This is a genomic window from Rhizobium sp. SG2393 (genome assembly GCF_042610495.1).
In the GTDB taxonomy this organism is placed as follows: Bacteria; Pseudomonadota; Alphaproteobacteria; order Rhizobiales; family Rhizobiaceae; genus RU20A.
In genome coordinates this window covers 1727085-1751060 of record NZ_JBHGAP010000001.1, presented here as the reverse complement: position 1 = coordinate 1751060, position 23976 = coordinate 1727085, and the positions used below count along the sequence as shown (strand labels likewise).

Sequence of the window (23976 nt, the reverse complement as noted above, 5' to 3'; positions counted from 1 at the left end):
GGGAGGCGGACATGCAGATTGCGCTTTCCGGCGAGCTGACGGGCGAGGGGCACCGGCTGGTGCAGCGGGTCTATTACGAGGACACGGATTTTTCCGGCGTCGTCTACCACGCCCGCTACCTGCATTTCATGGAGCGGGCGCGGACCGATTATCTGAGGCTTCTCGGCGTCGAGCAGGCGGCGATGGCGGTGGAGGGCGATACGGAAGGTCTCGTCTTCGTCGTGCACCGCATGGAGATCGACTTCAAGGCGCCTGCACGCATGGACGATATCCTGACAATCGAGACGCGGACGGAAAAGGCTGGCGGCGCAAAGATGATCCTCGTCCAGACCATTCGCCGGGACGAGACGCTGCTGATCGCCGCCCGTGTCATCATCGCCGTCATCAACGGCAAGGGCCGGCCGCGACGGCTGCCGGAGCCGCTGGCCGCGCGGTTTACCGGCGCTGCGTGAGGCGGGCACAACACACGGCACAAACGAAAAACGCGGCCCGGGAGCCGCGTTTTTCATGTCCAGTATGCTCACGCCTCAGCGCGGCTGGGGCTCCAGGCCGCCTTCGGGCTCCTCGCCCTTGCTGTCCTTCTTCTGGCCAGCAGAGGGCACGGCGGAACCGCGCGACGGGGGCGTGTCGTCGCCGAGGTCGCGGGCCGGCTTGTCGCCGCGGATCAGGGCCTTGATCTCCTCGCCGGTCAGCGTCTCGTATTCGAGCAGGCCTTCGGCGAGTGCCACGAATTCGTGGTTCTTCTCGGTGAGGATGCGGCGGGCCTCCGCATAGGCCTCATCGATCAGACGGCGCACCTCGTTGTCGATCTTCTGGGCCGTCGCTTCAGACACGTTCTTCTGCTGCGAGACGGAATGGCCGAGGAAGACTTCCTGCTGGTTCTCGCCATAGGCGACCTGTCCGAGCTGGTCGGAGAAGCCCCACTGCGTGACCATGGCGCGGGCAAGCTTGGTGGCCTGCTCGATGTCGGAGGAGGCGCCGGAGGTGATGTTCTCCTTGCCGAAGGTCAGTTCTTCGGCAACGCGGCCACCCATCATGATGACGAGGCGCGAGACCATCCACTTGTAGCTCATGGAATAGCGGTCGCCTTCCGGCAACTGCATGACCATGCCGAGTGCACGGCCGCGCGGAATGATCGTTGCCTTGTGCAGCGGGTCGGCAGCGGGCACGTAAAGCGCGGTGATGGCGTGGCCGGCCTCGTGGTAGGCGGTCAGCTTCTTCTCGGCCTCGGTCATGCCCGACGAGCGGCGTTCCGCGCCCATCATGATCTTGTCCTTGGCGTCCTCGAATTCCTGCATGGTCACGAGGCGCTTGTTGCGGCGCGCGGCCATCAGGGCGGATTCGTTGACGAGGTTCATCAGGTCGGCACCGGAGAAGCCGGGCGTACCACGGGCGAGCGTCTTCAGATCGACGTTCGGGGCGAGCGGCACGTTACGGACGTGAACCTTGAGGATGCGTTCGCGGCCGTTGATATCCGGGTTCGGCACGACGACCTGGCGGTCGAAGCGGCCGGGACGCAGCAGGGCAGGGTCGAGAACGTCGGGACGGTTGGTGGCGGCGATGAGGATGATGCCCTCGTTCGCCTCGAAGCCGTCCATCTCGACCAGCAACTGGTTGAGTGTCTGTTCGCGTTCGTCATTGCCGCCGCCGAGACCGGCGCCACGATGGCGGCCGACGGCGTCGATTTCGTCGATGAAGATGATGCAGGGCGCGTTCTTCTTGGCCTGCTCGAACATGTCGCGGACGCGGCTTGCGCCGACGCCGACGAACATTTCCACGAAGTCGGAACCGGAAATGGTGAAGAAGGGCACGTTGGCTTCACCGGCGACGGAGCGGGCGAGCAGCGTCTTACCCGTACCGGGCGGGCCGACGAGCAGCACGCCGCGCGGGATGCGGCCGCCGAGGCGCTGGAACTTCTGCGGGTCGCGCAGGAACTCGACGATTTCCTCAAGATCCTGCTTGGCTTCGTCCACGCCGGCGACATCGTCAAAGGTCACGCGGCCATGGGCTTCCGTGAGCAGCTTGGCCTTGGACTTGCCGAAGCCCATGGCGCCGCGCGAGCCGCCCTGCATCTGGCGCATGAAAAAGAGCCAGACGCCGAGGATGAGCAGCATGGGCAGCAGCGTGCCGATGTAGGAGAGGAAGCCCGACGAGCCATCGGTCTCCGGACGGACGGTGACCGTCACGTCCTTGCCCTCGAGCCGTTCGGTGAGCGCGGTATCGACGCTCGGCGCGTAGGTCTGGAAGGTCGTGCCGTTTTCCGCGTAGCTGCCCACGATCCGGTTGCCGGTGATGACCACATCCTTGATGCGGCTGGCATCGGCGTCCTTCAGGAACTGCGAGAAGGGGATCTCGCGCGAGGCGCTGCGCTCGGACGGCTGCTGGAACATGCTGAACAGCGCGATCAGCAGGAGCGCTATGATCGCCCAAAGGGCGAAATTACGGAAATTAGGGTTCATCGAACTCCCCGGAACCTCATGTCTGGACACGCGCAGAGGGCGCGTTCCGCTTGTCCCTAACATAGGGTCGTGTCGCCAGCTTGCCAAGGCAAACCGCCCGCCATGCCAGCAAATCCGTTAATTTGTCGCGGCGGGCAAGGGCGGGAAGGCGGGAAGCCCGGCGCGCCTGGCCAGCAGGTCTGCGAGTGTCAGGTCGAAACGCGGCAAAAAGGTGTCCCATGGAGCCAGCACCGGAACGTGCCCGACATTGGCGTCGGAGAGGTCAACGGGTTCTGCCGGCGCGGCGCGTCTGGCGATGGCGCGGGGGATGCCCGCGCCGATGAGGCCCGCCTCGGTGGCATAAAGATCCGTGGTGGCCGTGACGCGGACGGGCGTTTCGCGCCGGTTTTCGACGCGCAGGCGACCGTCCCAGACGGCGCAGTCGCGGGGTGCCAGCGCAAGGTCGGGCAGGCCGCGTGCCTCGCGGTAGAGCCAGAGGCCGTCGCGGCGGCGATCGAAGACCACGCGACCGGCGCTGCGGCGATCGAGGCTGCCGTTGGCGAGAAAGGCGAGAATGCGGTCTTCGGCGGCCCGGCCTGGACCATGGACGCGGCCACCGATGACGCGGGTAAGGGTGAAGAGCGCGCGGCGAGCGGCGGGCCGTTCCAGCGCGTCGAGGAAGGCGGGCGCCAGGCATGCGATTCGCGGTACGGGCAGATGCAGGTGATCGGCAAGCAGCGCTGCGGCCTCCCTGCTTTCCCGCTCGCGCGTGGCGGTCGTCGGGCTCTCTTCGGATACAGCGCCGGAGAGGCGCAGACGGGCGCGTTCGTAGCGCGGATCGGCGTTGGAGGGATCGTCGATCCATCCTTCGCCCTCGGTCCGCAGGAAGGCTTGCAGCGTTGCGCGGGCAAGGCCGAGGAAGGGCCGGATGATCCAGATGCCACTTTGCGTGTGCAGCACAGCGTCAGCCATGCCGTCATCGGCCATATCGCCGGAGCGGCTCTGCCGCATGGCGCGGGTTTCGGCCTGATCCGTCAAGGTGTGGGCCGTGAGGATCGCGATGGCGCCGTGGCGGCGGGCGGCACCGGCCAGAAGGCGATAGCGCGCCTCGCGAGCGGCGGCCATCAGGCCTGTCTGCGGTTTGGCGCCGGTCCAGCGAAGGGTTTCGTGGGGAATGGAGCGCGCGGCGCAGAGCTGCGCGACGGCCGCGGCCTCGATGGCTGCTTCGGCGCGCAGACCGTGATCGATGGTGACGGCAAGGAGAGGGTGGTTCGCCTCTGCCGGCGGCAGGGTGCGGCGGGCGGCATCAAGCGCGAGGAGAAGGGCGAGAGAATCGCTGCCGCCGGAAACGGCGACGAGAAGGGGACCGGGCCGGGTCAGGGTGGCAAGGAAGCGGTACGCCGTTTCGACGGGCGAGCACGTCTTTAGCGCGACGGTGGCTCCGGCAGCGGCCGGCTTGGCCCTGGCTGGCGTGTCCTTCCCCGCAATGTCATGGACCGGCTCGCCTGTTCGGTCGGCGACGGTCTGCGTGGCGGCCGGATCGGCGCCTTCGGCATGGTCGGTGGCGGACTGTGCCGGTGCCGCCTCAGCAGGCAAGACGGCCCTGCTCGCTCTTGACCTTGGCCTTCACGGCGGAGGAGGCATTCGGATAGCGCTTGCCGACTTCGCGCAGCGTTGCGCAGGCGGTTTCCTTGTTATCGAGCTGGGCGAGCGACATGCCGAGCTTGAGAAGCATTTCGGGTGCCTTCGGCGAGGCGGAGAACGCCTGGTGGGCGTTGAGGAAGGTCTTGGCGGATTCGGAGAACTTGCCCTGCGAATACTGCGCCTCGCCCATCCAGAAATTGGCGTCAGCTGCCTTCTCGCCCTTCGGGAAGATGTCGAGATAGTCTCTGAATTCCTGCTCGGCCTGGGCGTAATCGCCGGACAGGACATGGCCGTAGGCGACCTGGTAGAGGTCGGAGGGGTTGTCGAGGGAAGCGCTCTGCTGCGGCTTGCTCTGGGTGGCCGTGCCCTGTGTCGCCGGCGGCGTGGCGGTCGCGACGCCCGGGAGGCTCGAGGCCTGCTGGTCCTGATTGGCGGCGACCGGATTGCCGTTCTCGTCGAAGATGATCTGTCCGAGCGTTTCCGGCGGTGCGCCGGTCGTGGCCTGCTGGCCGGCGCCCGCCGTCGAGGGATCGACGGCGGAGGCGGCTCCATCCGTCACGCCGGGCGTGACGGTGGCCTGCTGCTCTGTGGAGGGCGGCGTTTCGATGGCACCCTGCTTCTTGTGGCCGGCGGCGCCCTTTTCCAGATCCTGGAAGCGGAACTCGTTGTCTTCCTGGAACTTGCGGATCTGTTCCTGCATCTGCAGGAGCTGGAAGCTCATTTCCTCGATGCGGCCGTTCAGCTGACGGATCTGTTCCTCAAGCTGGCTGACGCGGCCGGCTTCGGTCTGCACGCGGATGACGGGCAGCCCGTAGGCTTCGGTCTGGCCGGAAACGGCCGGAACCTGGAAGGCGCTGAGCGGACCGGCCATGGAGGATGCGGCCGAGGCGCAGCAGGCAGAAAGCGCGATCATCGTTGCCACGACGAATTGCTTCATCTCGTTTTCCTGTCTGAGTGGGTTCCCGCCCGGTCGGGCGGTCGTTGGAACGGTTGCCAAACCAAGCACGGATGCGATCGGATTGGCAGGAGGCTTAGGGAAAAATAGGGAATTCTTAAGGCATCGCACAGTCCTTTCGCCGATCCGTTGCACGACGGACATCCCGACGCAAAAGGCCGCCCCATGACGGGACGGCCTTTCGAGAGCATCATCGTCGCGTCCCGGCTTACTTGAAGACCGGGGGCGGTTCGTAGGAAACCGGCGGCGGCTCATAGGCGACCTGCTCGGCGCAGCCACCGAGGGAGTAGCGCAGGCCGGCGCGGACTTCATGCATGTTGAAGCCCTTGTCGTAGCCCGGGCCGCCATTCTGGGCGTAGCCGAACATGTTGCCGCCTAGAACGCGGCGGTAGCGATAGCCGACGTCGGCCTTGAGATCGCAGGTGATGTCGACGGAAGCACCGGCCATGAGGGCGTAGGTGAAGCGCCAGTTCTCGCCGCCGCCATGCTCCACGGTCGTGTCGCAATTGGCCGGATTGCTGCTGTCGCAGCTGGTGTTGCGCAGCTTGTCCCACTTCACGCGCGTGCCACCGATACCGCCACCGACATAGGGCGTGATCGAATAGTAGGTGCCGAGATCGACATAGGCGTTGGCCATCAGGCTCAGCGCCGAGAAGGAGGTGATGTCACGCGAGGTGCAGTTCAGCGAGACGCCGCAGCTGCCGATGGTCGAGCCGCGGAAGTCGGACTTGCCGAAGTAGTCGAGCGTCAGGTCGCCGCGCAGATAGCTGGTGGCCTGGTAGCCGACGCCGATGCCGCCGGTCCAGGTGTTGTCGACCTTGGCCGAGGCGAAGTTTGCAACGCTGCCGTTCGAGCCCTGGAAGAAGTGCGCGCCGCGCATCTTCGTGTAGGAATAGCCCACGTCACCACGCAGATACCAGCCGCCCGCGGATGCGACGGGCTGGGCAACGACCGGCTGATCGACGATCGGCTGCTCAACGGGGGGCTGATAAAGGTCGGCGCCAAAGGCCACGGTGCTGCTGGCGAGAAGGACAGCAACACCCATCAATCCGTACTTCATGGTCTCACTCCAATATCTCTCTCGACGCGGCCACGAGCGAAAGCCTTGTCGCTGGAATTGGAGAACATGATGAAGAAGAATGGTTAAGCGTCGCTTAACGTTAATACCGAGCCTTCAAATCGTTACGCCTTCTCCCCCAAGTGCCGGTAAAACTTCATAGTTTGTTTACCCCGACCGCGGTGGACGACTTAAACAGCAACGAAACGCACCTTCTGAATTTCAGTGTATTAAAATCCTCGTCTGCTGTTTAATTCCAGCTATTGACGCCCATCTTCTTTTTGCCCTGGTAGACTTCTACCTTGTTCGGAGCGACAAGCCTCCAGCGCTCACAAATCTCCTTTCCGCCGTCGAGCTTTTCCCATGTCCGGCAGAATTTATTGTCCTTGATACGCCATGTACCAACGATATCGATCTTCTGCCCACCATCGGGGAGCGCTGATCCGGAGGCTTTGCCGTCGGAGGTCAGCACCAAGCTTCCTGTGTAGCCCATGCCTTTGCCTCCGAGTTGAAGTGTCTTTCCGTCCTTCAAAAGGTTCTCAAAATCTACTTTAGTCATGTCTTTTTCGGCGGCTGTTGCTGTCGCTGCCGAAAAAATCAAGACGCCGAACGCTGCCCTGAGAAACGTGTTCATTGCTTCCTCCGCCATTATTGTTACTGAAATTAAATTTCTCCCGCAGGGAAGGTATTGCGATTTACTCTCTTTGGAAAGATGCGTTTTGTTTTTCATTTAGCGCCAATATAAGGGCTAATTCAATTACCTATTTCTTGCTTATGTTTTGCTTGCAAAGGAGCGCGCGCCATCGCGCTCCAGCGTTCCTTCGGAATGCTGGCCGATTGATTTCATCTGATGGAAACCGGCTTATGCCGCGCTGCGGGCGCTGCCGATGACGTTCACGAGTTCGTCGACGATCCGTTCGATCTGGCCGCGGTCGTCGCCTTCCGCCATGACGCGGATCAGCGGTTCGGTGCCCGAGGGACGGATCAGGAGGCGGCCGGATTTGGCGAGTGCCGCTTCCGCGTCGGCGATGGCCTGGCGAACCTGCGGGTCTTCCAGCGGCTTGCCGGTCATGACGCGCACGTTCTTCAGGATCTGCGGCACGGGCTCGAAACGGTGGCAGACCTCGCTGACCGTCTTGCCGGAGCGCTTGACGGCGGCCAGAACCTGGAGGGCGGCCACGAGGCCGTCGCCGGTCGTGCCGAAGTCGGAGAGCACGATATGGCCGGATTGCTCGCCGCCGACATTGAAGTCGTGTTCGCGCATGTGCTCGACGACGTAGCGGTCGCCGACCTTTGTACGCTGCAGGGAGAGCTTGCGGCCCTTCAGGTAGCGTTCGAGGCCGAGGTTCGACATGACGGTGGCGACGATGCCCTTGCCGCGCAGCAGGCCGTCGGCGGCCCAGGTATCGGCGATCACGGCCATCAGCTGGTCGCCGTCGATGATGGTGCCGCGCTCGTCGACGAGCTGCACGCGGTCGGCGTCGCCATCGAGCGCGATGCCGATGTCGGCGCGCACTTCATGCACCTTGCGCGACAGCGTCTCGGGATGGGTCGAACCGCAATCGAGGTTGATGTTCTTGCCGTTCGGCTCCGCGCCGATGGTGACGACATCCGCGCCGAGTTCCCACAGCGCCGCAGGGGCCACCTTGTAGGCGGCGCCGTTGGCGCAATCGATGGCGACGCGCAGGCCCTTCAGCGTCACGTCGCGCGGCAGGGTGCGCTTGGCATGTTCGATATAGCGGTCATGCACGCCGTCGATGCGCTTGGCGCGGCCGATGTCGCCGGCGCGCGCCAGCTGGTTCGACAGGTCCTGGTCGAGCAGTTCCTCGATCTGGCTCTCGATCTCGTCGGAGAGCTTGTAGCCGTCGGGGCCGAAGAGCTTGATGCCGTTGTCCTGGTAGGGATTGTGCGAGGCCGATATCATCACGCCGATATCGGCGCGCAGCGAACGCGTCAGCATGGCGACGGCAGGCGTGGGGATCGGGCCGAGAACGAAGGCGTCCACACCGGCGGCGGTGAAGCCGGCGACCATGGCGTTTTCCAGCATGTAGCCGGACAGGCGCGTGTCCTTGCCGATGACGACGCGGTGGCGGTGGGCGCCGCGGCGGAAGATGGTGCCGACGGCAATGCCGACCCGCATGGCGAGATCAGGCGTCATCGGGAACATGTTGGACTGGCCGCGAATGCCGTCGGTGCCGAAATACTTGCGCTTCATAGTGTCTCCATCATGCTGTCCGGCCGGGGCGGCAGCGTTCATGGAGCGGATGCTCGATGCCAGCCGGGCCGGCCTGCAGGGCGCGCATTGGCGCTGCAAGCGGTGATTCTGGACCCGTTCTGCCACAAAACGGGTCACGCCGGCATCCATGCTGCCATCAGAATTCATTACATCCCGTTACCAAGCCTGTCTGCAGACGGGAATGGCGGCCCGGCATCCGCGCCGGGTCGCCATCCTTACACTGGCTTCACGCGGACCTTACTCGCAGACGCGGACCTTCCGGACGATGACTTCGCCGTAGCTGTCCCAGTCCTTGACCACCTTCACATAGCAGGTCGGCTCGTCCTGGTAGTCATTCTGGTAGTCGTGGCGCGGTGCGCTCCACGCGTAATTCGCATGGTGGGTCGGACGATAGTGGCTGACGTAGTCGTCGTCACAGCCATCGTCCCAGCCGCCGGCCATGGAGGGCGCTGCAAAGGAGAGGGCAGCGAGGGTAGCGATCGTTGCGGAGAGAAGAAGCTTGCGCATGGTGTCTGTTCCTTTGGTGGATGCTGGATGAGACCGTCTCATCCGTTGCGACCGACAATCGCGCTTTCGCCCGGCACGCGCTGTCTCCGGGGGAACAGGCTTTGCGCAAGCTCTTCAAGGCGCGTGAAGTCTTTTCGGTAACCCTCTATTAACGATAATGATGTCTTACTGCGATCGTTAGGATTTTGTGCAGTGCACGTCATCCTTTGACCAAATTTGACGGCAAGAAGGCCCTTAACGACGCTTCACGATCGCCTGCCTCGACGATCAGCGGCACCGGCCGGGACCCTCTTGTACGAACCCAAGTTTTTGCCACCCGGCGGTGAGCGGCTGATGCTCTTGCCGGGCATTCCGATTTCGGGGACTGACAGGATGGAACAGGTAGGATTGGCCGCAACGGCAGACGTGACCCTCTGGTCGCTGTTCATGCAGGCGGGCTTCGTGGTCAAGCTGGTGATGATCGGCCTGCTGGCAGCCTCGGTCTGGACATGGGCGATCGTGGTCGACAAGACCATCGCCTACAACAAGGCCCGCCGGCAGTTCGACAATTTCGAACAGGTCTTCTGGTCGGGCCAGTCGCTGGAAGAGCTTTATCGCACGCTGTCGGACCGCCAGACCTCGGGTCTCGGCGCCATCTTCGTGTCCGCCATGCGCGAATGGAAGAAGAGCTTCGAACGCGGTGCCCGCTCGCCGATCGGCCTGCAGATGCGTATTGACCGCGCCATGGACGTGACGCTGGCGCGGGAATCCGAAAGCTTCGAGGCGCGGCTCGGCTCGCTCGCCACGATCGGGTCGGCCGGCCCCTTCGTCGGCCTCTTCGGCACGGTCGTCGGTATCATGACCTCGTTTCAGGCGATCGCCGGTTCGAAGTCCACCAATCTCGCGGTCGTGGCCCCCGGTATCGCCGAAGCGCTGCTCGCCACCGCCATCGGCCTTCTGGCCGCTATTCCGGCCGTTATCGCCTACAACAAGTTCTCCGCCGATGCGGCCAAGCTTTCGGCTCGCATGGAGGGCTTTGCCGACGAGTTTTCCGCCATCCTGTCCCGCCAGATCGACGAGAAGCTGCAGAGCCGCCAGGCCGCGCAGTGATCGCGCGGCTTGAAACGGGCGACGAAGGAGACGTGCGATGGGTATGGCAGTAGGCGGGTCCAAGGGTTCGGGTGGCCGGCGTCGGCGCGGCGGACGCGGCGGCAAGGCCGTGATGAGCGAAATCAACGTGACGCCCTTCGTGGACGTCATGCTGGTGCTGCTCATCATCTTCATGGTGGCCGCACCGATGATGACGGTCGGCGTGCCGATCGACCTGCCGGAGACCCAGGCAAAGGCGCTGAATTCCGACACGCAGCCGATCACCGTATCGGTCAATCCGAACGGCGAGATCTTCCTGCAGGAAACGCCGATCGGCATCGACGAGGTCGTCCCGAAGCTCGAGGCGATCGCCACCACCGGCTACAACGAGCGCATTTATGTGCGCGGCGACACCAATGCCGACTACGGCACCGTGATGAAGGTCATGGCGCGCATTTCGGCGGCCGGCTTCAAGAACCTCGGCCTGGTGACGCTGCAGGAAACGGACAAGTGATCGACCGGCGATGAAGGCGAGCCTCATCACATCCACCGCGCTTCACGCCCTGGTTCTCACCTGGGCGCTGGTGTCGCTCGGCAGTCCGAAGCCTTTCGAGGTGATGGATGTCGAGTCGCTGCCGGTGGACATCGTGCCGGTCGAATCGATCACCCAGATCCAGCAGGGCGACAAGAAGGCGCCGAAGGCGGAGAAGTCGTCTCCCGTTCCCACCAAGCGTCCCGATAAGGTCGACAATGCCGAAAACATCGGCGAGAACAGCGTCGATCTCAAGAACACGCCGACGCCGAATGTGAAGCCCAAGGAAACGGAAAGCGCGGCAGCACCGGAAAAGACCGAAAAGGCACCGCCGACGCCTGACCCGGTTCAGGAAGAGATCAAGGCCACCGAAGAGCAGGCGCCGGCCCCCGAGCCGAAGCCGCAGGAAGTGGCGGCACTGCCGGAAAGCAAGCCCGAGGTGAAGCCCGAGACCAAGCCGGAACCCGTGCCGGCTGAGGAAAAGCCTGCCGAGACGCCGGAGGCCGAGGCGCTGCCCGACAACGTGCCGACGCCGCAGGTGAAACCGAAGGTCGAGCCGAAGCCGGAAAAGACGGCTGAAAAGCCCGTCGAGAAGCCGGTGGAGAAGAAGCCGGAGACCGAGACCGCCAAGGCGGACACGAAGACGAGCGAGCAGAAAAAGAAAGAGCAGAAGAAGGCCGCCTCCGCCAAGGAAAGCGACTTCAATGCCGACGAGATCGCGGCGCTGCTCAATAAGCAGGACCCCTCCGGCGGGGGCGCCAAGCGCGCCACCGAACAGGCCTCGCTTGGCGGCAAGAAGACGACGAGCGGCAATACGCTGACGATGAGCGAGATGGACGCGCTGCGCGGCCAGATCCAGAACAACTGGTCGATCATTCCCGGCATGGCGGATGCCACCGACGTGCGCATCAAGGTGACGATGCGGCTCGACGAGACCGGCGCGATCATTGGCGAGCCCGAGGTCGAGGCAACGGGCGGTACCGATGCGGCGCGACGGGCGCTTTCCGGCGGCGCGCGCCGTGCGGTGCTCAAATCCTCGCCCTTCAAGGGGCTGCCCGCCGACAAATATGATTCCTGGAGTGAGGTTGTCGTGAATTTCGACCCGAGCTCCATGCTTTAAAGCATTTCCAGCAAATGGGCGCAGCGGTTCTGCGTGCGGAAATGCGTCCGAGACAGAGAGAGTTTTCGAGTGCCGATCCGGCTTTGGCGGATTGCCCAGCGCTCGAAGGACAATGCCGAAACCGGCTGAAAGGCTTGAAACCATGCTGAGACGCACGTTCACACGCATCCTGATCGCGCTCGCGGCGATCGTGCCGCTGGCCGCTTCGCCTGCGCACGCGGTCGTGGAGATCAACATCAACAAGGGCAATGTCGAGCCCCTGCCGATCGCCGTCACGGATTTCCTCCAGGGCGAACTGGGCCAGAAGATTTCCGAAGTGGTCGCCGCGGACCTGAAGCGGTCCGGCCTCTTCGCGCCGATCAACAAGGGCGCCTTCATCGAGAAGGTGTCGAACCCCGATGCCGCGCCGCGCTTCGAGGACTGGCGCGTGATCAACGCGCAGGCCCTGGTGACCGGCCGCGTGACGCAGGAAGGCGACGGCCGCCTGCGCGCCGAGTTCCGCCTGTGGGATACGTTTGCCGGCCAGCAGATGACCGGCCAGCAGTTCTTCACCCAGCCGGAAAACTGGCGCCGCGTGGCCCACATCATCGCCGACGCGATCTATGAGCGCATCACCGGCGAAAAGGGCTACTTCGACACCCGCGTCGTCTATGTCGCCGAAAGCGGCCCGAAGACGGCCCGCAAGCGCCAGCTCGCCATCATGGACCAGGACGGGTTCAATGCGCGAGCGCTTACCAATTCCAACGACATCGTTCTGACGCCGCGCTTCTCGCCGAACCGGCAGGAAATCACCTACATGTCGTTTGAGGGCAACCAGCCGCGCGTCTACCTGCTGCAGCTGGAAACCGGGCAGCGTGAAGTGGTCGGCAATTTCCCCGGCATGACGTTCTCGCCGCGCTTTTCGCCCGACGGCCAGAAGGTCATCATGAGCCTGCAGCAGGACGGCAACTCCAACATCTACACGATGGACCTGCGCTCGCGCACCACGACGCGCCTGACCAACACGGCGGCCATCGACACCTCGCCCTCCTATTCGCCGGACGGCAACCGCGTCGTCTTCGAAAGCGACCGCGGCGGGCGCCAGCAGCTCTATGTGATGGGGGCTGATGGCTCGGGCCAGACGCGCATCTCGTTCGGCGACGGCGCCTATTCGACGCCGGTCTGGTCGCCGCGCGGCGATCTCATCGCCTTCACCAAGCAGTCGGGCGGCAAGTTCTCGATCGGCGTGATGAAGCCGGACGGTTCGGGCGAGCGCATCCTGACGACGGGCTTCCACAATGAAGGTCCGACCTGGGCGCCGAATGGCCGCGTGCTGATGTTCTTCCGCCAGGCTGCCGGTGCCGGCGGTCCGCAGCTCTACTCGATCGACCTGACGGGCTATAACGAACAGATGATTCCCACGAAGAGCTTCGCCTCTGACCCGGCCTGGTCGCCGCTGCTTGAATAGGGCGGGCGCTTGCCCCATCTGTGGCCGAAAATCCACATGCAAACGGCGCCTTCCGGGCGCCGTTCGTGTTTGCGGCGTCTCCCTAATTGTGGCAGCACGCCGCTTTCTCGCCGCAAAGTGCTGATCTAGCGCGTTTTGATGTTCTTTTAACCAGACATTAACCATGACCGTTGAAACCGGATTAACCGGTCCCGGTTACAGTCTGGCAACCCTGAATGAAGACAGTCCATAGGAGTTCGGCCATGAGCCGTATCGCAGCCCCGGCCGCTGGCCGCATGCAGTCCCTCGCCCGCAACCCCGCCGTGATCGCACTCGTCCTGGGCATCGCCCTTGCCGGCTGCGCATCCAAGAAGAACAACCTGCCGAACAATGCTTCGGAACTCGGCCTGAACGGTGCCAACGGCGCCAATGCCACGCCGGGCTCGCAGCAGGACTTCACGGTCAATGTCGGCGACCGTATCTTCTTCGACACCGACAGCTCGTCGATCCGCGCTGACGCACAGGCGACGCTCGACCGTCAGGCCCAGTGGCTGCAGCGCTACGGCAACTATTCGATCACCATCGAAGGCCATGCCGACGAACGCGGCACGCGCGAATACAACCTCGCGCTCGGCGCCCGCCGTGCGGCTGCCACGAAGGACTACCTCGTTTCGCGCGGTATCCCCGGCAACCGCCTGCGCACCATCTCCTACGGCAAGGAAAAGCCGGTCGCCGTCTGCGACGACATTTCCTGCTGGTCGCAGAACCGCCGCGCCGTCACCGTTCTCGGTGGCGCCGGCATGTAATCGACGAGCCTTCCGGCCGGTTGACGAAAGGGCGGTCCTCGCGGGCCGCCCTTTTTCGTGTCTGCGCCTGCGAAATCTTTCGCCGATCTTAACGGACGTGGTTAACGCCCGCTTAACCGGCCGCTGGCATAGTCCGCCCATGGTCCCCGCGCCGCGACGCGCATGCTGCGGGGGCATTTTCAACATGGGAGAGCGGGCCATGCGCCTGATCGCGACGCTGGCGGCGACGACCGCGCTTGGCCTTGGCAGCCTTGTCCTTGGAGCAGCCCTTGGGGACGCTGCTGCGCTGGCGCAGGAGCAGGATCCGCCGGAAGTGCAGATCGATGCACCCGAGGTGACGATAGACGCGCCCGAGGTGACGATCACCGGCTCCACGCCCTCATCCGGTCTCTATCTGCGCGGTGATCTCGGTTACACCGGCTGGACGGGGGAGGGCGATCCGACGCTGCGCACCGCGTCCGGCGGCGCTCTTTCCACCACGCCTTTCGACAGCGAGCGATTCGGCCATGCCCGCTCCGGCGGCGTCGGCCTCGGCGCGCAGATCACCGACACGTTTCGCGTCGATCTGACCGCCGAGCGATTCGCGAGCGATTTTTCCGGCAGCGCCACGGTGGCGAGCTCCTGCGCGGGCCAGGCGGCCGGCACGGCCTGCGCCCAGAGCTTCAAGGGTGACGTGACAGGCACGAGCCTCATGGCGAATGCCTATGTCGATCTCGCAACGCTTGCCGGCTTCACGCCTTATCTGGGCGCAGGCCTCGGCGTGACGCGCCTCGACTTCGGCGGGTTCTCCGCATCCTCGACCTGCCTTGCCGGGACAGGCGCCTGCGCGGTGCCCCTGTCCTCCGGTGAGACCCTGTCGAGCATCGACAGCTGGCGCTTCAGCTATGCCCTCATGGCCGGCCTTTCCTACGATATCACGGATCGAATCAAGCTCGACCTCGGTTACCGCTTCCAGCAGATCACCTCCGGCGACACCTTCCGCTTCGGCGCCAGCGAACCGGCCGGCGGCAGCGGTGCAAAAGGCAGCGACAACGGTTTCGGCCGGCACGAGTTCCGGGCAGGGGTGCGGGTGAGCTTGTGGTAGAGCCGCTGCATAACGTGTAGTGTTATAGGGTATCGCGAGGGAGGGCCGACCCATGTTGGAATCGTCGACTACCACGGCTGAGCTTCTTCCCAACCCGCATCCCGGTGAGATTCTCCTCGAAGACTTCCTGAAGCCGATGGGCGTCAGCCAGAACGCGCTGGCGCGGGCGATCGACGTACCGCCCCGACGAATCAACGAAATCGTTCTTGGCAAGCGCGCCATCACCGCCGACATGGACTTGAGACTTGCACGCTATTTCGGCGTCTCCGAGGGCATGTTTCTGGGGTTGCAGGCGGATTTCGACCTGATGGAACGACGCCGGCAGATCGCGCCGGCGCTTTCGCGTATCCAGCCGCGCGCGGCGTGACGCTTTGATCAAAGGGAAGTGAAATACGACGCATGCGTCGCATTCCGCGTTCTCCATGTCGCGTATCGACACGCAAACTTCACAGAACTCTCTCGCTTTTCCTCTTGCGCTTTCATGCGCACTCCCTTACAAGCGGCGGCGGGACACCTCTCCCCAACGAGAGGCTTTCTATCTGGAAGGATAGCCATATGGCGGATCTCGCAAAGCCGGACGTACGTCCGAACAACACCCATTTTTCTTCTGGCCCTTGCTCGAAGCGTCCCGGTTGGTCGCTCGATGCGCTCGGTGATGCCCCGCTTGGTCGTTCGCACCGCGCCAAGGTCGGCAAGGCGAAGCTCAAGGAAGCCATCGATCTCACCCGCGATGTTCTGGAAGTGCCGGCGGATTACCGCATCGGCATCGTTCCGGCCTCCGACACCGGCGCCGTCGAAATGGCCCTCTGGTCGCTGCTTGGCGCCCGCGGCGTCGATATGGTCGCCTGGGAAAGCTTCGGTTCGGGCTGGGTTTCCGATGTCGTCAAGGAACTCAAGCTTCCTGACGTGCGCAAGCTGACGGCCGATTACGGCAAGCTGCCCGACCTTTCCGCGATCGATTTCAATCGCGACGTGGTCTTCACCTGGAACGGCACGACCTCAGGTGTTCGCGTTCCGAACGCCGATTTCATCCCCGCCGACCGCGAGGGGCTGACGATCTGCGACGCGACCTCTGCGGCCTTCGCGCAGAACCTCGACTTCGCCAAGCTCGATGTCGTTACCTTCTCTTGGCAGAAGGTGCTGGGCGGCGAGGGCGGTCATGGCGTCATCATCCTGTCGCCGCGCGCCGTTCAGCGTCTTGAAAGCTATACGCCTGCCTGGCCGCTGCCGAAGATCTTCCGCATGACCAAGGGCGGCAAGCTGATCGAGGGCATCTTCGTCGGCGAGACCATCAACACGCCCTCCATGCTCTGCGTGGAAGATTACATTGACGCGCTGAAGTGGGCGAAGTCGCTGGGTGGCCTGAAGGCGCTGATGGCGCGGGCCGATGCCAATGCGGCGGTGCTGAACGGCTTCACGGACAAGTCCACCTGGCTTGCCAATCTCGCCGTCGATCCGGCCACGCGCTCCAACACGTCTGTATGCCTGACGATCGTCGATCCCGCCGTCAAGGCGCTCGATGCCGACGCACAGGCCGCTTTTGCCAAGGGTATCGTCTCGGCGCTCGAAAAGGCCGGCGTCGCCCATGACATCGGCGCCTATCGCGATGCGCCGTCCGGTCTTCGCATCTGGACGGGTGCGACGATCGACACGGCCGACATCGAAGCCCTGCTCCCCTGGCTCGACTGGGCCTTCGCCACGCAGAAGGCGACGCTGTCCCAGGCGGCTGCCTGATCTTTCCGGCTGCGCCCTGAGCGGCGCAGCCCTTCCGCTCATTTTCCGTTTTACCGAAGAACGCTTCTAACCCAGGAGGCCTCCATGGCACCGCGCGTCCTCGTTTCCGACGAACTTTCCGAAACCGCCGTCCAGATCTTCCGCGACCGTGGCGTCGAGGTCGATTTCCAGCCGAAGCTCGGCAAGGACAAGGAAAAGCTGGCCGAGATCATCGGCAATTACGATGGTCTTGCCATCCGCTCCGCCACCAAGGCGACCGAAAAGCTGATCGCGGCTGCGACCAATCTCAAGGTCATCGGCCGCGCCGGCATCGGCGTCGATAATGTCGATATTCCGGCCGCCTCGCGCCGCGGCATCATCGTCATGAACACGCCCTTCGGCAACTCCATCACGACCGCCGAACACGCTATCGCGCTGATGTTTGCCGTTGCCCGCCAGCTGCCCGCTGCCGATGCCTCCACGCAGGCCGGCAAGTGGGAAAAGTCGAAGTTCATGGGTGTCGAAATCACCGGCAAGACGCTCGGCGTCATCGGTGCCGGCAATATCGGCGGCATCGTCTGCAAGAAGGCGATCGGCCTCGGCATGCATGTGATTGCCTATGATCCCTTCCTTTCGGCCGAGCGTGCCCAAGAAATGGGCGTCACCAAGGTCGAGTTGGACGAACTGCTGGCCCAGGCCGATTTCATCACGCTTCATGTTCCGATGACCGACAAGACGCGCGGCATCCTCAACCGCGAGGCGCTCGCCAAGACAAAGCCCGGCGTGCGCATCATCAACTGCGCCCGTGGCGGTCTGGTGGATGAGGCGGCACTTGCCGAGTTCATCAAGTCCGGCCATGTCGCCGGCGCCGGCTTCGACGTGTTCGAGGTCGAGCCCGCCACCGAAAGCCCGCTCTTCGGCCTGCCGAACGTCGTCTGCACGCCGCATCTCGGCGCCTCCACCACGGAAGCGCAGGAAAACGTCGCCCTTCAGGTGGCCGAGCAGATGTCGGACTATCTGGTCAAGGGTGCCGTTTCCAACGCCATCAACATGCCCTCGATCACGGCCGAGGAAGCCCCGATCCTGAAGCCCTTCATCCGGCTTGCCGATGTTCTCGGCGCCTTCGTCGGTCAGGTCACGGAAAACGCCATCAAGGAAATCGAGATTCTTTATGATGGCTCGACGGCCTCTATGAACACGAAGGCGCTGACGAGCGCCGTGCTCGCCGGCCTGATCCGCTCGCAGGTGGCCGATGTCAACATGGTTTCGGCACCCGTGATGATCAAGGAGAAGGGGATCATCCTCTCCGAGGTCAAGCGCGACAAGTCGGGCGTCTTCGATGGCTATATCCGCCTGACGGTGAAGACGGACACGCAGACCCGCGCCATCGCTGGCACGGTGTTCTCCGATGGCAAGCCGCGCTTCATCCAGATCAAGGGCATCAATCTCGATGCCGACGTGGGCAACCACATGGTCTACATCTCCAACACCGACGTTCCCGGCATGATCGGCTTTATCGGCACGACACTCGGCGCTGCCGGCGTCAACATCGCCAACTTCCAGCTCGGCCGAGACAAGCAGGGTGGCGATGCCATCGCGCTGCTTTATGTCGATGGTCCGCTGAATGCCGACGTGGTGAGCAAGCTCACCGCGAACCCGGCGATCCGCCAGGTCAAGCCGCTGGTCTTCAACGTCGACTGATCACAGCAAGAGAGAATGCATGAGGCCGCCCCGGCATGCCGCGGGCGGCCTTTTTCGTTTCCGCCTCAGGCGAGCTTCTTCGTTGCGCCGCGCTCGGCAATGGCGATGCCGGCCAGCACGAGCAGGAGGGCAACGATGTGGAAGGTCTGCAGGGCCTCGCCGAGGAAGAGCAGCGACAGAAGCGTGCCGAAAATCGGGATGGCGTTGATGAAGAGGCCGGCGCGGTTGGCGCCGATCAGTTCCACGCCGCGCACATAGAGCACCTGCGAGGCGAGCGAGGGGAAGATGGCGGTGTAGAGGATGACAGCCCAGCCCGTGGCATCGGGCGCAAGCGTCCGGCCGCTGGCGATTTCCCAGGCCAGCATGGGCAGCGCGCTGACCAGCGCACCGAAGGCGGAGGCGGCGATCAGCGTCTGCCAGTGCACCGGCGGCTTCCAGCGCAGCATGATCGTATAGACGGCGTAGGAGAGCACCGCTCCCAGCATCAGAAGGTCGCCGAAATTCAGGCTGAGGCTGCCGATGGCGGTGATGTTCCCGTGGGTGGCGGTGGTGATGATCCCGACCAGGGTCACGGTGAAGCCGAGGATCTGGGCCGGGCTCGCCTTGATGCGAAACAGCAAGAAATTGAAGAGGAAGATGACGACAGGAATGCCGGCCTGCTCGATCGAGACGTTGATGGCGGTCGTGAAATTCAGCGCGGTGTAGAGCAGCACGTTGAAGAGCGTGAAGCCGACGACGCCGAGGCCCATCAGCAGCTTCCAGTGAGCGCGCACCTGCGGCCAGTCGCGCCGGATCTGCGGCAGCATGACGGCGAGAATAATGGCCAGCGCGACCGCCCAGCGCAGGGAGGTGAGGAGCAACGGGCTCACGTGGCCGACGGCCATCTTGCCCGCCACGGCATTGCCGCCCCAGAACAGCGTTGCGATGGTGAGGAAGAGATAGGCCTTGATGTTCACGGCAATCGGCTTTCATGCAATGACAGGGTGCGAAGCAGGCTTCGCAGGCTCCCGTGATAGGCGCTCGGGGTGCGGAACGCCATGCAAAAAGCCTTTTCGCTGCTCAGATCGGGGTCGCATTCGCGCGGACAACACAGTATAGATGCGCGGGTTTGAGCCAGCCGAGGTGTGCTGGTGCATCGTTCAGGATCGGATTGTTATGGCGAATGTCGTGGTGGTCGGCTCCCAGTGGGGAGACGAGGGCAAGGGTAAGATTGTCGACTGGCTTTCGGAGCGGGCTGAGGTCATCGTCCGCTATCAGGGCGGTCACAATGCCGGCCATACGCTCGTCATCAACGGGGTCAGCTACAAGCTGGCGCTGCTGCCGTCCGGCCTGGTGCGCGGCAAGCTGAGCGTCATCGGCAATGGCGTCGTGGTCGATCCGCACCATTTCGTCGGCGAAGTCGAGAAGCTGCGCGCCCAGGGCGTGGATGTCACGCCCGAGGTGCTGCGCATCGCCGACAATGCACCGCTCATCCTGTCGCTGCACCGCGATCTCGATGCGCTGCGCGAGGATGCCGCTTCGGCGAACGGCACGAAGATCGGCACCACGCGCCGCGGCATCGGCCCGGCCTATGAGGACAAGGTCGGCCGTCGCGCCATCCGTGTTGTCGATCTTGCCGAGCCTGCAACGCTGCGGCCCAAGATCGAGCGCCTGCTGACGCACCACAATGCGCTGCGCCGCGGCATGGGTCTTGCGGAAATCACCGTGGAGTCGATTGAGGAAGAGCTGACCTCGGTTGCCGGGCACATCCTGCCCTATATCGACCGGGTCTGGGATCTCCTGGACAAGAAGCGTCGCGCCGGTGCGCGCATCCTTTTCGAAGGCGCGCAGGGCTCGCTGCTCGACAACGACCATGGCACCTATCCTTTCGTCACCTCGTCCAACACGGTGGCCGGCCAGGCCGCAGCCGGCTCCGGCCTCGGCCCGACGGCGATCGACTATGTGCTGGGGATCACCAAGGCCTACACGACCCGCGTGGGCGAAGGCCCGTTCCCCTGCGAGCTCGACGACGAGATCGGCAAGCATCTTTCCACCGTCGGCCGGGAAGTGGGCGTCAACACCGGCCGTCCGCGCCGCTGCGGCTGGTTCGATGCCGCGCTGGTGCGCCAGTCGGTTGCCACCAATGGCATTACCGGGATTGCGCTGACCAAGCTCGATGTTCTCGACGGTCTCGACGAGCTGAAGATCTGCGTCGGCTACAAGCTCGATGGTGTCGAGATCGACTATCTGCCGGCCAGCCAGTCGCAGCAGGCCCGTGTCGAGCCGATCTACATCACGCTCGAAGGCTGGAAGGAATCGACGGTCGGTGCGCGCAGCTGGGCGGATCTGCCGGCGCAGGCCATCAAATATGTGCGCCAGGTCGAGGAGCTGATCGGCGCGCCGGTGGCGTTGCTTTCCACCAGCCCGGAGCGCGACGACACGATACTTGTGACCGATCCGTTTGAGGACTAAGCTTGATCGTGCTGCAGGGCCTGCCTGCAGCATGGGGCACGACCTATTGGGGCCGGAATTTGCGAGAAACGCCCGTTCTCTCGTCAAATTTCTGGTCCAGATCTGAAGACATTGTTCAGCGCCGCACGTCATTGTCGATGTACGGCGCTGTCCGTGTAGATACGAGTTCGAGAAAGTTCTTATGGCTGATTTCGTCGCAGTGATCCGCAGGACCGTGGACGGCCTCTCTGAGAATGTCCCGGAAATGCGCGCGAAGGTCTACGACAAGGCGCGCGGCGCCGTGCGGCGTCAGCTGGAGAACATGAACCCGCGCCCGTCCGACGACATGATCGGACGCCAGATGGCCAAACTGGAGCAGGCCATCGTCCTCGTGGAGGCCGAACACGCCGAGGCCTTGCCGGCGCTCGACGACAGCGCGGTCGCCGCTACCAGCGCCCCTGAAGCCGATGCCCCGGTCGAAGCGCCTGTTGCTGCACCTGTCGAGAGGGCCGTGCCGGCTGCCGTCGTACCGCAGCCCGAGCCAGCTGCCATTGCGCCGACGCCTGTCGCTGACGTTGCCGAACCCGTTTCTGCCGATGCGCAGCCTGCTTCCGTCGCGGCCGAGCCGGCTCCTGTTGCCGTGCCGGCACCTGTCGCGGAGACGCCTGCCGAGCCCGAAGATGAGCCTGCTGCCTCTCCCGACGCCTGGGCGGCAGAGGCGGCCACGCCGTGGTCTTCCCAACCCGCCCAGCCTGTTCCGGCGGCGGTCCAGTCGGATGATGACGGTGCCGAAGACGCGGTCGCCGTCGCGCCCGAGCCTCAACCCGTCGATGTTCCGGATGTCCTGACGAGCGCGCCCGAGACGGTCCGCGGCGCGGCGTCCGGCTTTGCGCGGTCGGATCTCGTCGAAGACACCGAGCCGGCCGGTTATGCCGGCGCGGATGCTGATGTGCAGGCAACTGCCACCACGGCCGATGATGTCGATGCCGAGCACGAGACGACTGCCGAAGAGGCAGGCAGCGAGGCTGTTGCTCCTGTCGCCTCTGACGTGGCGTCCTGGGAGGAAGAGGGCAAGGCTGAGGCCAGCTTCCTGGAGCCGCAGCATGGTCACGCCGAGACGGCAGAGATCGAAGCTGCGCCTTCTGTGGCGGATGAACCTGTCGTGGCGGATGCGCCTGCCGTGCGTGACGATCTCGACGCCTTCTTCAGCGCTGCCACACAGCCGTTTGCCGCCGACGAGCCGATCGATGCCGCGTCCCGCGACGTCGAGCCTTTGCCGCACGATTCTGCGCTTTTTGAAGATGCCGCGCTGTCCCACGTCGCATCCGTGACGCCGGCGGTGCCGACTGCCCTTGAGACGCGATCGGCGGATGAAGAAGTCGAGGACTGGCCCCGCGAGGCCGAGCATGCGGGCGATGTCGCCGAAGCGGCGCCGCTGGGTTTCTGGCCGGATCCCGCCGAGATCGAGCCTGTGGCCGTTCCGGCCGTGGCGCCCGAGGCCGAGAGCGTGCCTGCCGAAGCGAGGGCCAACTGGGATGCCGTTCCCGCCTGGACCGTGACGCCGGTACAGGAGCCGGTCGAAACGCCCGCTTCGCCGCAAAATACCTACGAAGAAGTGCGGACAGCCAGCATCTATCGCCATGATCTTTCCGGCGACCCGGACGATCTGCTCGATCTGACGCCGCGTGCCTATGCCGCGCCCGCCGGACAGCCGGTATCGGTCGAACCCATTCCGGTCAGTTCCGTGCCGGCCGATCCGATGCCCGCCGATCCCGTCCTGACGGATCCCGGACTGACCGATCCGATGCCGGCTGATTCACTGGCCGACTGGAACTGGCCGAGCGAGAAGGTCGCGCCTGCCGCGCCCGAGCTTGTCGAACCGGCCTTCGACTGGGATACGCGCGGCGTGGATGGTCTCGTCGCCGGGGGCGTGGCTTCGGCCGCTGTTGCCGGTGCGGCGCAGGGGCAGGCGCGGGAACCGGAACCTGAGCCACTGCCGGATCGCGATCCCGTCATTCCCGCCGGCCGGCCGATTTCCTACCGGGTGAAGCCGAAGCGGCGTGTCGGCCCGTTCGTTGCCCTCCTGCTCGTCGGCGTCGCGGCTGTCGGGGGCGGGGGCTATGCCTATTACACCCACCAGCAGGCCGTGAATGCCTGGGCCTCGGGCCTTATCGCATCCATCACCGCGAATGGCGGTACGGCGCAGACGGCCCCACCATCCGACAGCACCGGAAACGGCACGACGACCGGTTCGCGTGAACTGTCGGCGACGGGCTCCGGTCAGCCGGGTGCTGGCCCTGTTCCGGAGACGGCGGCAGGCCAGACCGAGGTCGCGTCCGTCGATCCGGGTCCGCAAAAGTTCACCCAGCGGCTGCAGGCCGATGGCAGCGAGATCGATCCGGGTCCGGCGGCGCTGGCTGGCGCCGATCCCTCCGTGAGCGAAGGCAAGTCGGTCGCAGAGAAGACCGATGCCGCTCCGGCTGCCGGTGATGCCGCCACCCAGACGGCGCAGGCCCAGACGGGTCAAACTCCGGTTGACCCGGCTCAGCCAGCCCAGAATGGCACGACCCCGGCTCAGACCACGCCGGCCGCAGGCCAAGCCGTCGCCGCACTGCCCGGTGAAAAGATGTTCCTCTACGAAGAACGCCTCGGCCAGACCACGCCGACGGCCATTCCGGGGACAGCCGCCTGGTCCGTGAAGGAAGAGTCTCCGGGTGGCGATGCCAAGCCGGAGCCGGTCATTCAGGCGCAGATCACCGTGCCGGATCGCGGCCTGACGGCGTTGATGACCATCAAGCGCAATGCCGACAGCTCGCTGCCGGCAAGCCATGTCATCGAGTTCGTCTTCTCGGTGCCGGATAATTTCGAGGGTGGCTCGATCGATGCCGTGCAGCGTGTTGCCATGAAACGCACGGAACAGGATCGCGGCGATGCGCTGATCGCGGTTCCCGCCAAGATCACCGATGATTTCTACATGATCGCCCTCAACGACTTCCCGGAGGCGGTGACGACCAACCTGCAACTGCTCGAAAGCCGTTCTTGGATCGACATCCCGATCACCTACCGCAACGGCCGCCGGGCGCTCTTGACGCTGGAAAAGGGCCAAACCGGCACGCAGGCCTTCAACACGGCCCTGCAGGCCTGGGCAAAGCTGCCGACGGCTGCGCCGGCGAACGGCCAGTAAGCGCGCGATCGACCGCAACAAAAAGCCCTCCGGCAGCGGACCTGCCGGAGGGCCTTCTTTTATCTTTCGTGAGGG

20 protein-coding genes are annotated in these 23976 nt (G+C 64.4%); 12 read left to right on the top strand and 8 right to left on the bottom strand.

From position 1 onward, the window contains the following. The first annotated feature begins 11 nt into the window (after nucleotides 1-11). Nucleotides 12-452 carry a tol-pal system-associated acyl-CoA thioesterase gene (ybgC, locus tag ACED18_RS08275; protein ID WP_377290791.1) on the top strand — a complete coding sequence of 147 codons (441 nt, stop codon included), beginning with the start codon at nucleotides 12-14 and terminating at the stop codon, nucleotides 450-452. 75 nt (nucleotides 453-527) lie between these two features. On the opposite strand, the gene ftsH is transcribed toward ybgC, so the two are convergent. The 7 genes from ftsH to ACED18_RS08240 all read right to left on the bottom strand — a co-directional run bounded on the left by ftsH (nucleotide 528) and on the right by ACED18_RS08240 (nucleotide 8837). Further along, the gene (ftsH, locus tag ACED18_RS08270) at nucleotides 528-2459 is read right to left on the bottom strand and encodes an ATP-dependent zinc metalloprotease FtsH (protein ID WP_377290789.1); all 1932 of its coding nucleotides are present in this window, start codon (nucleotides 2457-2459) and stop codon (nucleotides 528-530) included. A 117-nt stretch (nucleotides 2460-2576) separates the two neighbouring features. After that, nucleotides 2577-4034 carry a tRNA lysidine(34) synthetase TilS gene (tilS, locus tag ACED18_RS08265; RefSeq protein WP_377290786.1) on the bottom strand — a complete coding sequence of 486 codons (1458 nt, stop codon included), beginning with the start codon at nucleotides 4032-4034 and terminating at the stop codon, nucleotides 2577-2579. Further along, the gene (gene ybgF / locus ACED18_RS08260; RefSeq protein WP_377290784.1) at nucleotides 4024-5019 is read right to left on the bottom strand and encodes a tol-pal system protein YbgF; all 996 of its coding nucleotides are present in this window, start codon (nucleotides 5017-5019) and stop codon (nucleotides 4024-4026) included. The genes tilS and ybgF overlap by 11 nt, the downstream gene beginning before the upstream one ends. Before the next feature lie 226 nt (nucleotides 5020-5245). After that, the gene (locus ACED18_RS08255; protein ID WP_377290782.1) at nucleotides 5246-6097 is read right to left on the bottom strand and encodes an outer membrane protein; all 852 of its coding nucleotides are present in this window, start codon (nucleotides 6095-6097) and stop codon (nucleotides 5246-5248) included. Between the two features lie 247 nt (nucleotides 6098-6344). After that, nucleotides 6345-6728 carry a hypothetical protein gene (locus tag ACED18_RS08250; protein ID WP_377290780.1) on the bottom strand — a complete coding sequence of 128 codons (384 nt, stop codon included), beginning with the start codon at nucleotides 6726-6728 and terminating at the stop codon, nucleotides 6345-6347. A gap of 228 nt (nucleotides 6729-6956) precedes the next feature. Next, a complete protein-coding gene (gene glmM, locus ACED18_RS08245; RefSeq protein ID WP_377290778.1) occupies nucleotides 6957-8309 on the bottom strand; it encodes a phosphoglucosamine mutase in 1353 nt (450 codons plus the stop codon). Nucleotides 8310-8567: 258 nt separating this feature from the next. Next, nucleotides 8568-8837 (bottom strand): hypothetical protein, encoded by a 270-nt coding sequence (locus ACED18_RS08240; protein WP_377290777.1) that lies wholly within the window; start codon nucleotides 8835-8837, stop codon nucleotides 8568-8570. 372 nt (nucleotides 8838-9209) lie between these two features. On the opposite strand from ACED18_RS08240, the gene tolQ reads away from it, so the two are divergent. The 9 genes from tolQ to serA all read left to right on the top strand — a co-directional run bounded on the left by tolQ (nucleotide 9210) and on the right by serA (nucleotide 18287). After that, nucleotides 9210-9926, top strand: a complete 717-nt coding sequence (gene tolQ, locus ACED18_RS08235) for a protein TolQ (RefSeq protein ID WP_377290775.1) — start codon at nucleotides 9210-9212, stop codon at nucleotides 9924-9926. A gap of 37 nt (nucleotides 9927-9963) precedes the next feature. After that, nucleotides 9964-10419, top strand: coding sequence for a protein TolR (gene tolR / locus ACED18_RS08230; RefSeq protein WP_377290773.1), 456 nt, complete (start codon nucleotides 9964-9966; stop codon nucleotides 10417-10419). A gap of 10 nt (nucleotides 10420-10429) precedes the next feature. After that, complete coding sequence (locus ACED18_RS08225; protein WP_377290771.1) at nucleotides 10430-11557, top strand: hypothetical protein; 1128 nt, start codon at nucleotides 10430-10432, stop codon at nucleotides 11555-11557. Between the two features lie 142 nt (nucleotides 11558-11699). Beyond that, nucleotides 11700-13004, top strand: a complete 1305-nt coding sequence (tolB, locus tag ACED18_RS08220; protein ID WP_377290769.1) for a Tol-Pal system beta propeller repeat protein TolB — start codon at nucleotides 11700-11702, stop codon at nucleotides 13002-13004. Nucleotides 13005-13246: 242 nt separating this feature from the next. Continuing rightward, the gene (pal, locus tag ACED18_RS08215) at nucleotides 13247-13789 is read left to right on the top strand and encodes a peptidoglycan-associated lipoprotein Pal (RefSeq protein ID WP_377290767.1); all 543 of its coding nucleotides are present in this window, start codon (nucleotides 13247-13249) and stop codon (nucleotides 13787-13789) included. Between the two features lie 199 nt (nucleotides 13790-13988). Next, nucleotides 13989-14873, top strand: coding sequence for an outer membrane protein (locus tag ACED18_RS08210; RefSeq protein WP_377290765.1), 885 nt, complete (start codon nucleotides 13989-13991; stop codon nucleotides 14871-14873). 52 nt (nucleotides 14874-14925) lie between these two features. Further along, a complete protein-coding gene (locus ACED18_RS08205) occupies nucleotides 14926-15240 on the top strand; it encodes a HigA family addiction module antitoxin (RefSeq protein ID WP_377290763.1) in 315 nt (104 codons plus the stop codon). Nucleotides 15241-15428: 188 nt separating this feature from the next. Beyond that, nucleotides 15429-16607 carry a phosphoserine transaminase gene (locus ACED18_RS08200; protein ID WP_377290761.1) on the top strand — a complete coding sequence of 393 codons (1179 nt, stop codon included), beginning with the start codon at nucleotides 15429-15431 and terminating at the stop codon, nucleotides 16605-16607. Between the two features lie 84 nt (nucleotides 16608-16691). Beyond that, complete coding sequence (gene serA / locus ACED18_RS08195; RefSeq protein WP_377290759.1) at nucleotides 16692-18287, top strand: phosphoglycerate dehydrogenase; 1596 nt, start codon at nucleotides 16692-16694, stop codon at nucleotides 18285-18287. A gap of 65 nt (nucleotides 18288-18352) precedes the next feature. On the opposite strand, the gene ACED18_RS08190 is transcribed toward serA, so the two are convergent. After that, nucleotides 18353-19243, bottom strand: coding sequence for a DMT family transporter (locus ACED18_RS08190; protein ID WP_377290757.1), 891 nt, complete (start codon nucleotides 19241-19243; stop codon nucleotides 18353-18355). A gap of 199 nt (nucleotides 19244-19442) precedes the next feature. On the opposite strand from ACED18_RS08190, the gene ACED18_RS08185 reads away from it, so the two are divergent. Then, complete coding sequence (locus ACED18_RS08185) at nucleotides 19443-20738, top strand: adenylosuccinate synthase (RefSeq protein WP_377290755.1); 1296 nt, start codon at nucleotides 19443-19445, stop codon at nucleotides 20736-20738. A 181-nt stretch (nucleotides 20739-20919) separates the two neighbouring features. Next, on the top strand, nucleotides 20920-23901 hold the full coding sequence (locus ACED18_RS08180) for a hypothetical protein (protein ID WP_377290753.1): 2982 nt from the start codon (nucleotides 20920-20922) through the stop codon (nucleotides 23899-23901). Nucleotides 23902-23976 lie beyond the last annotated feature (75 nt).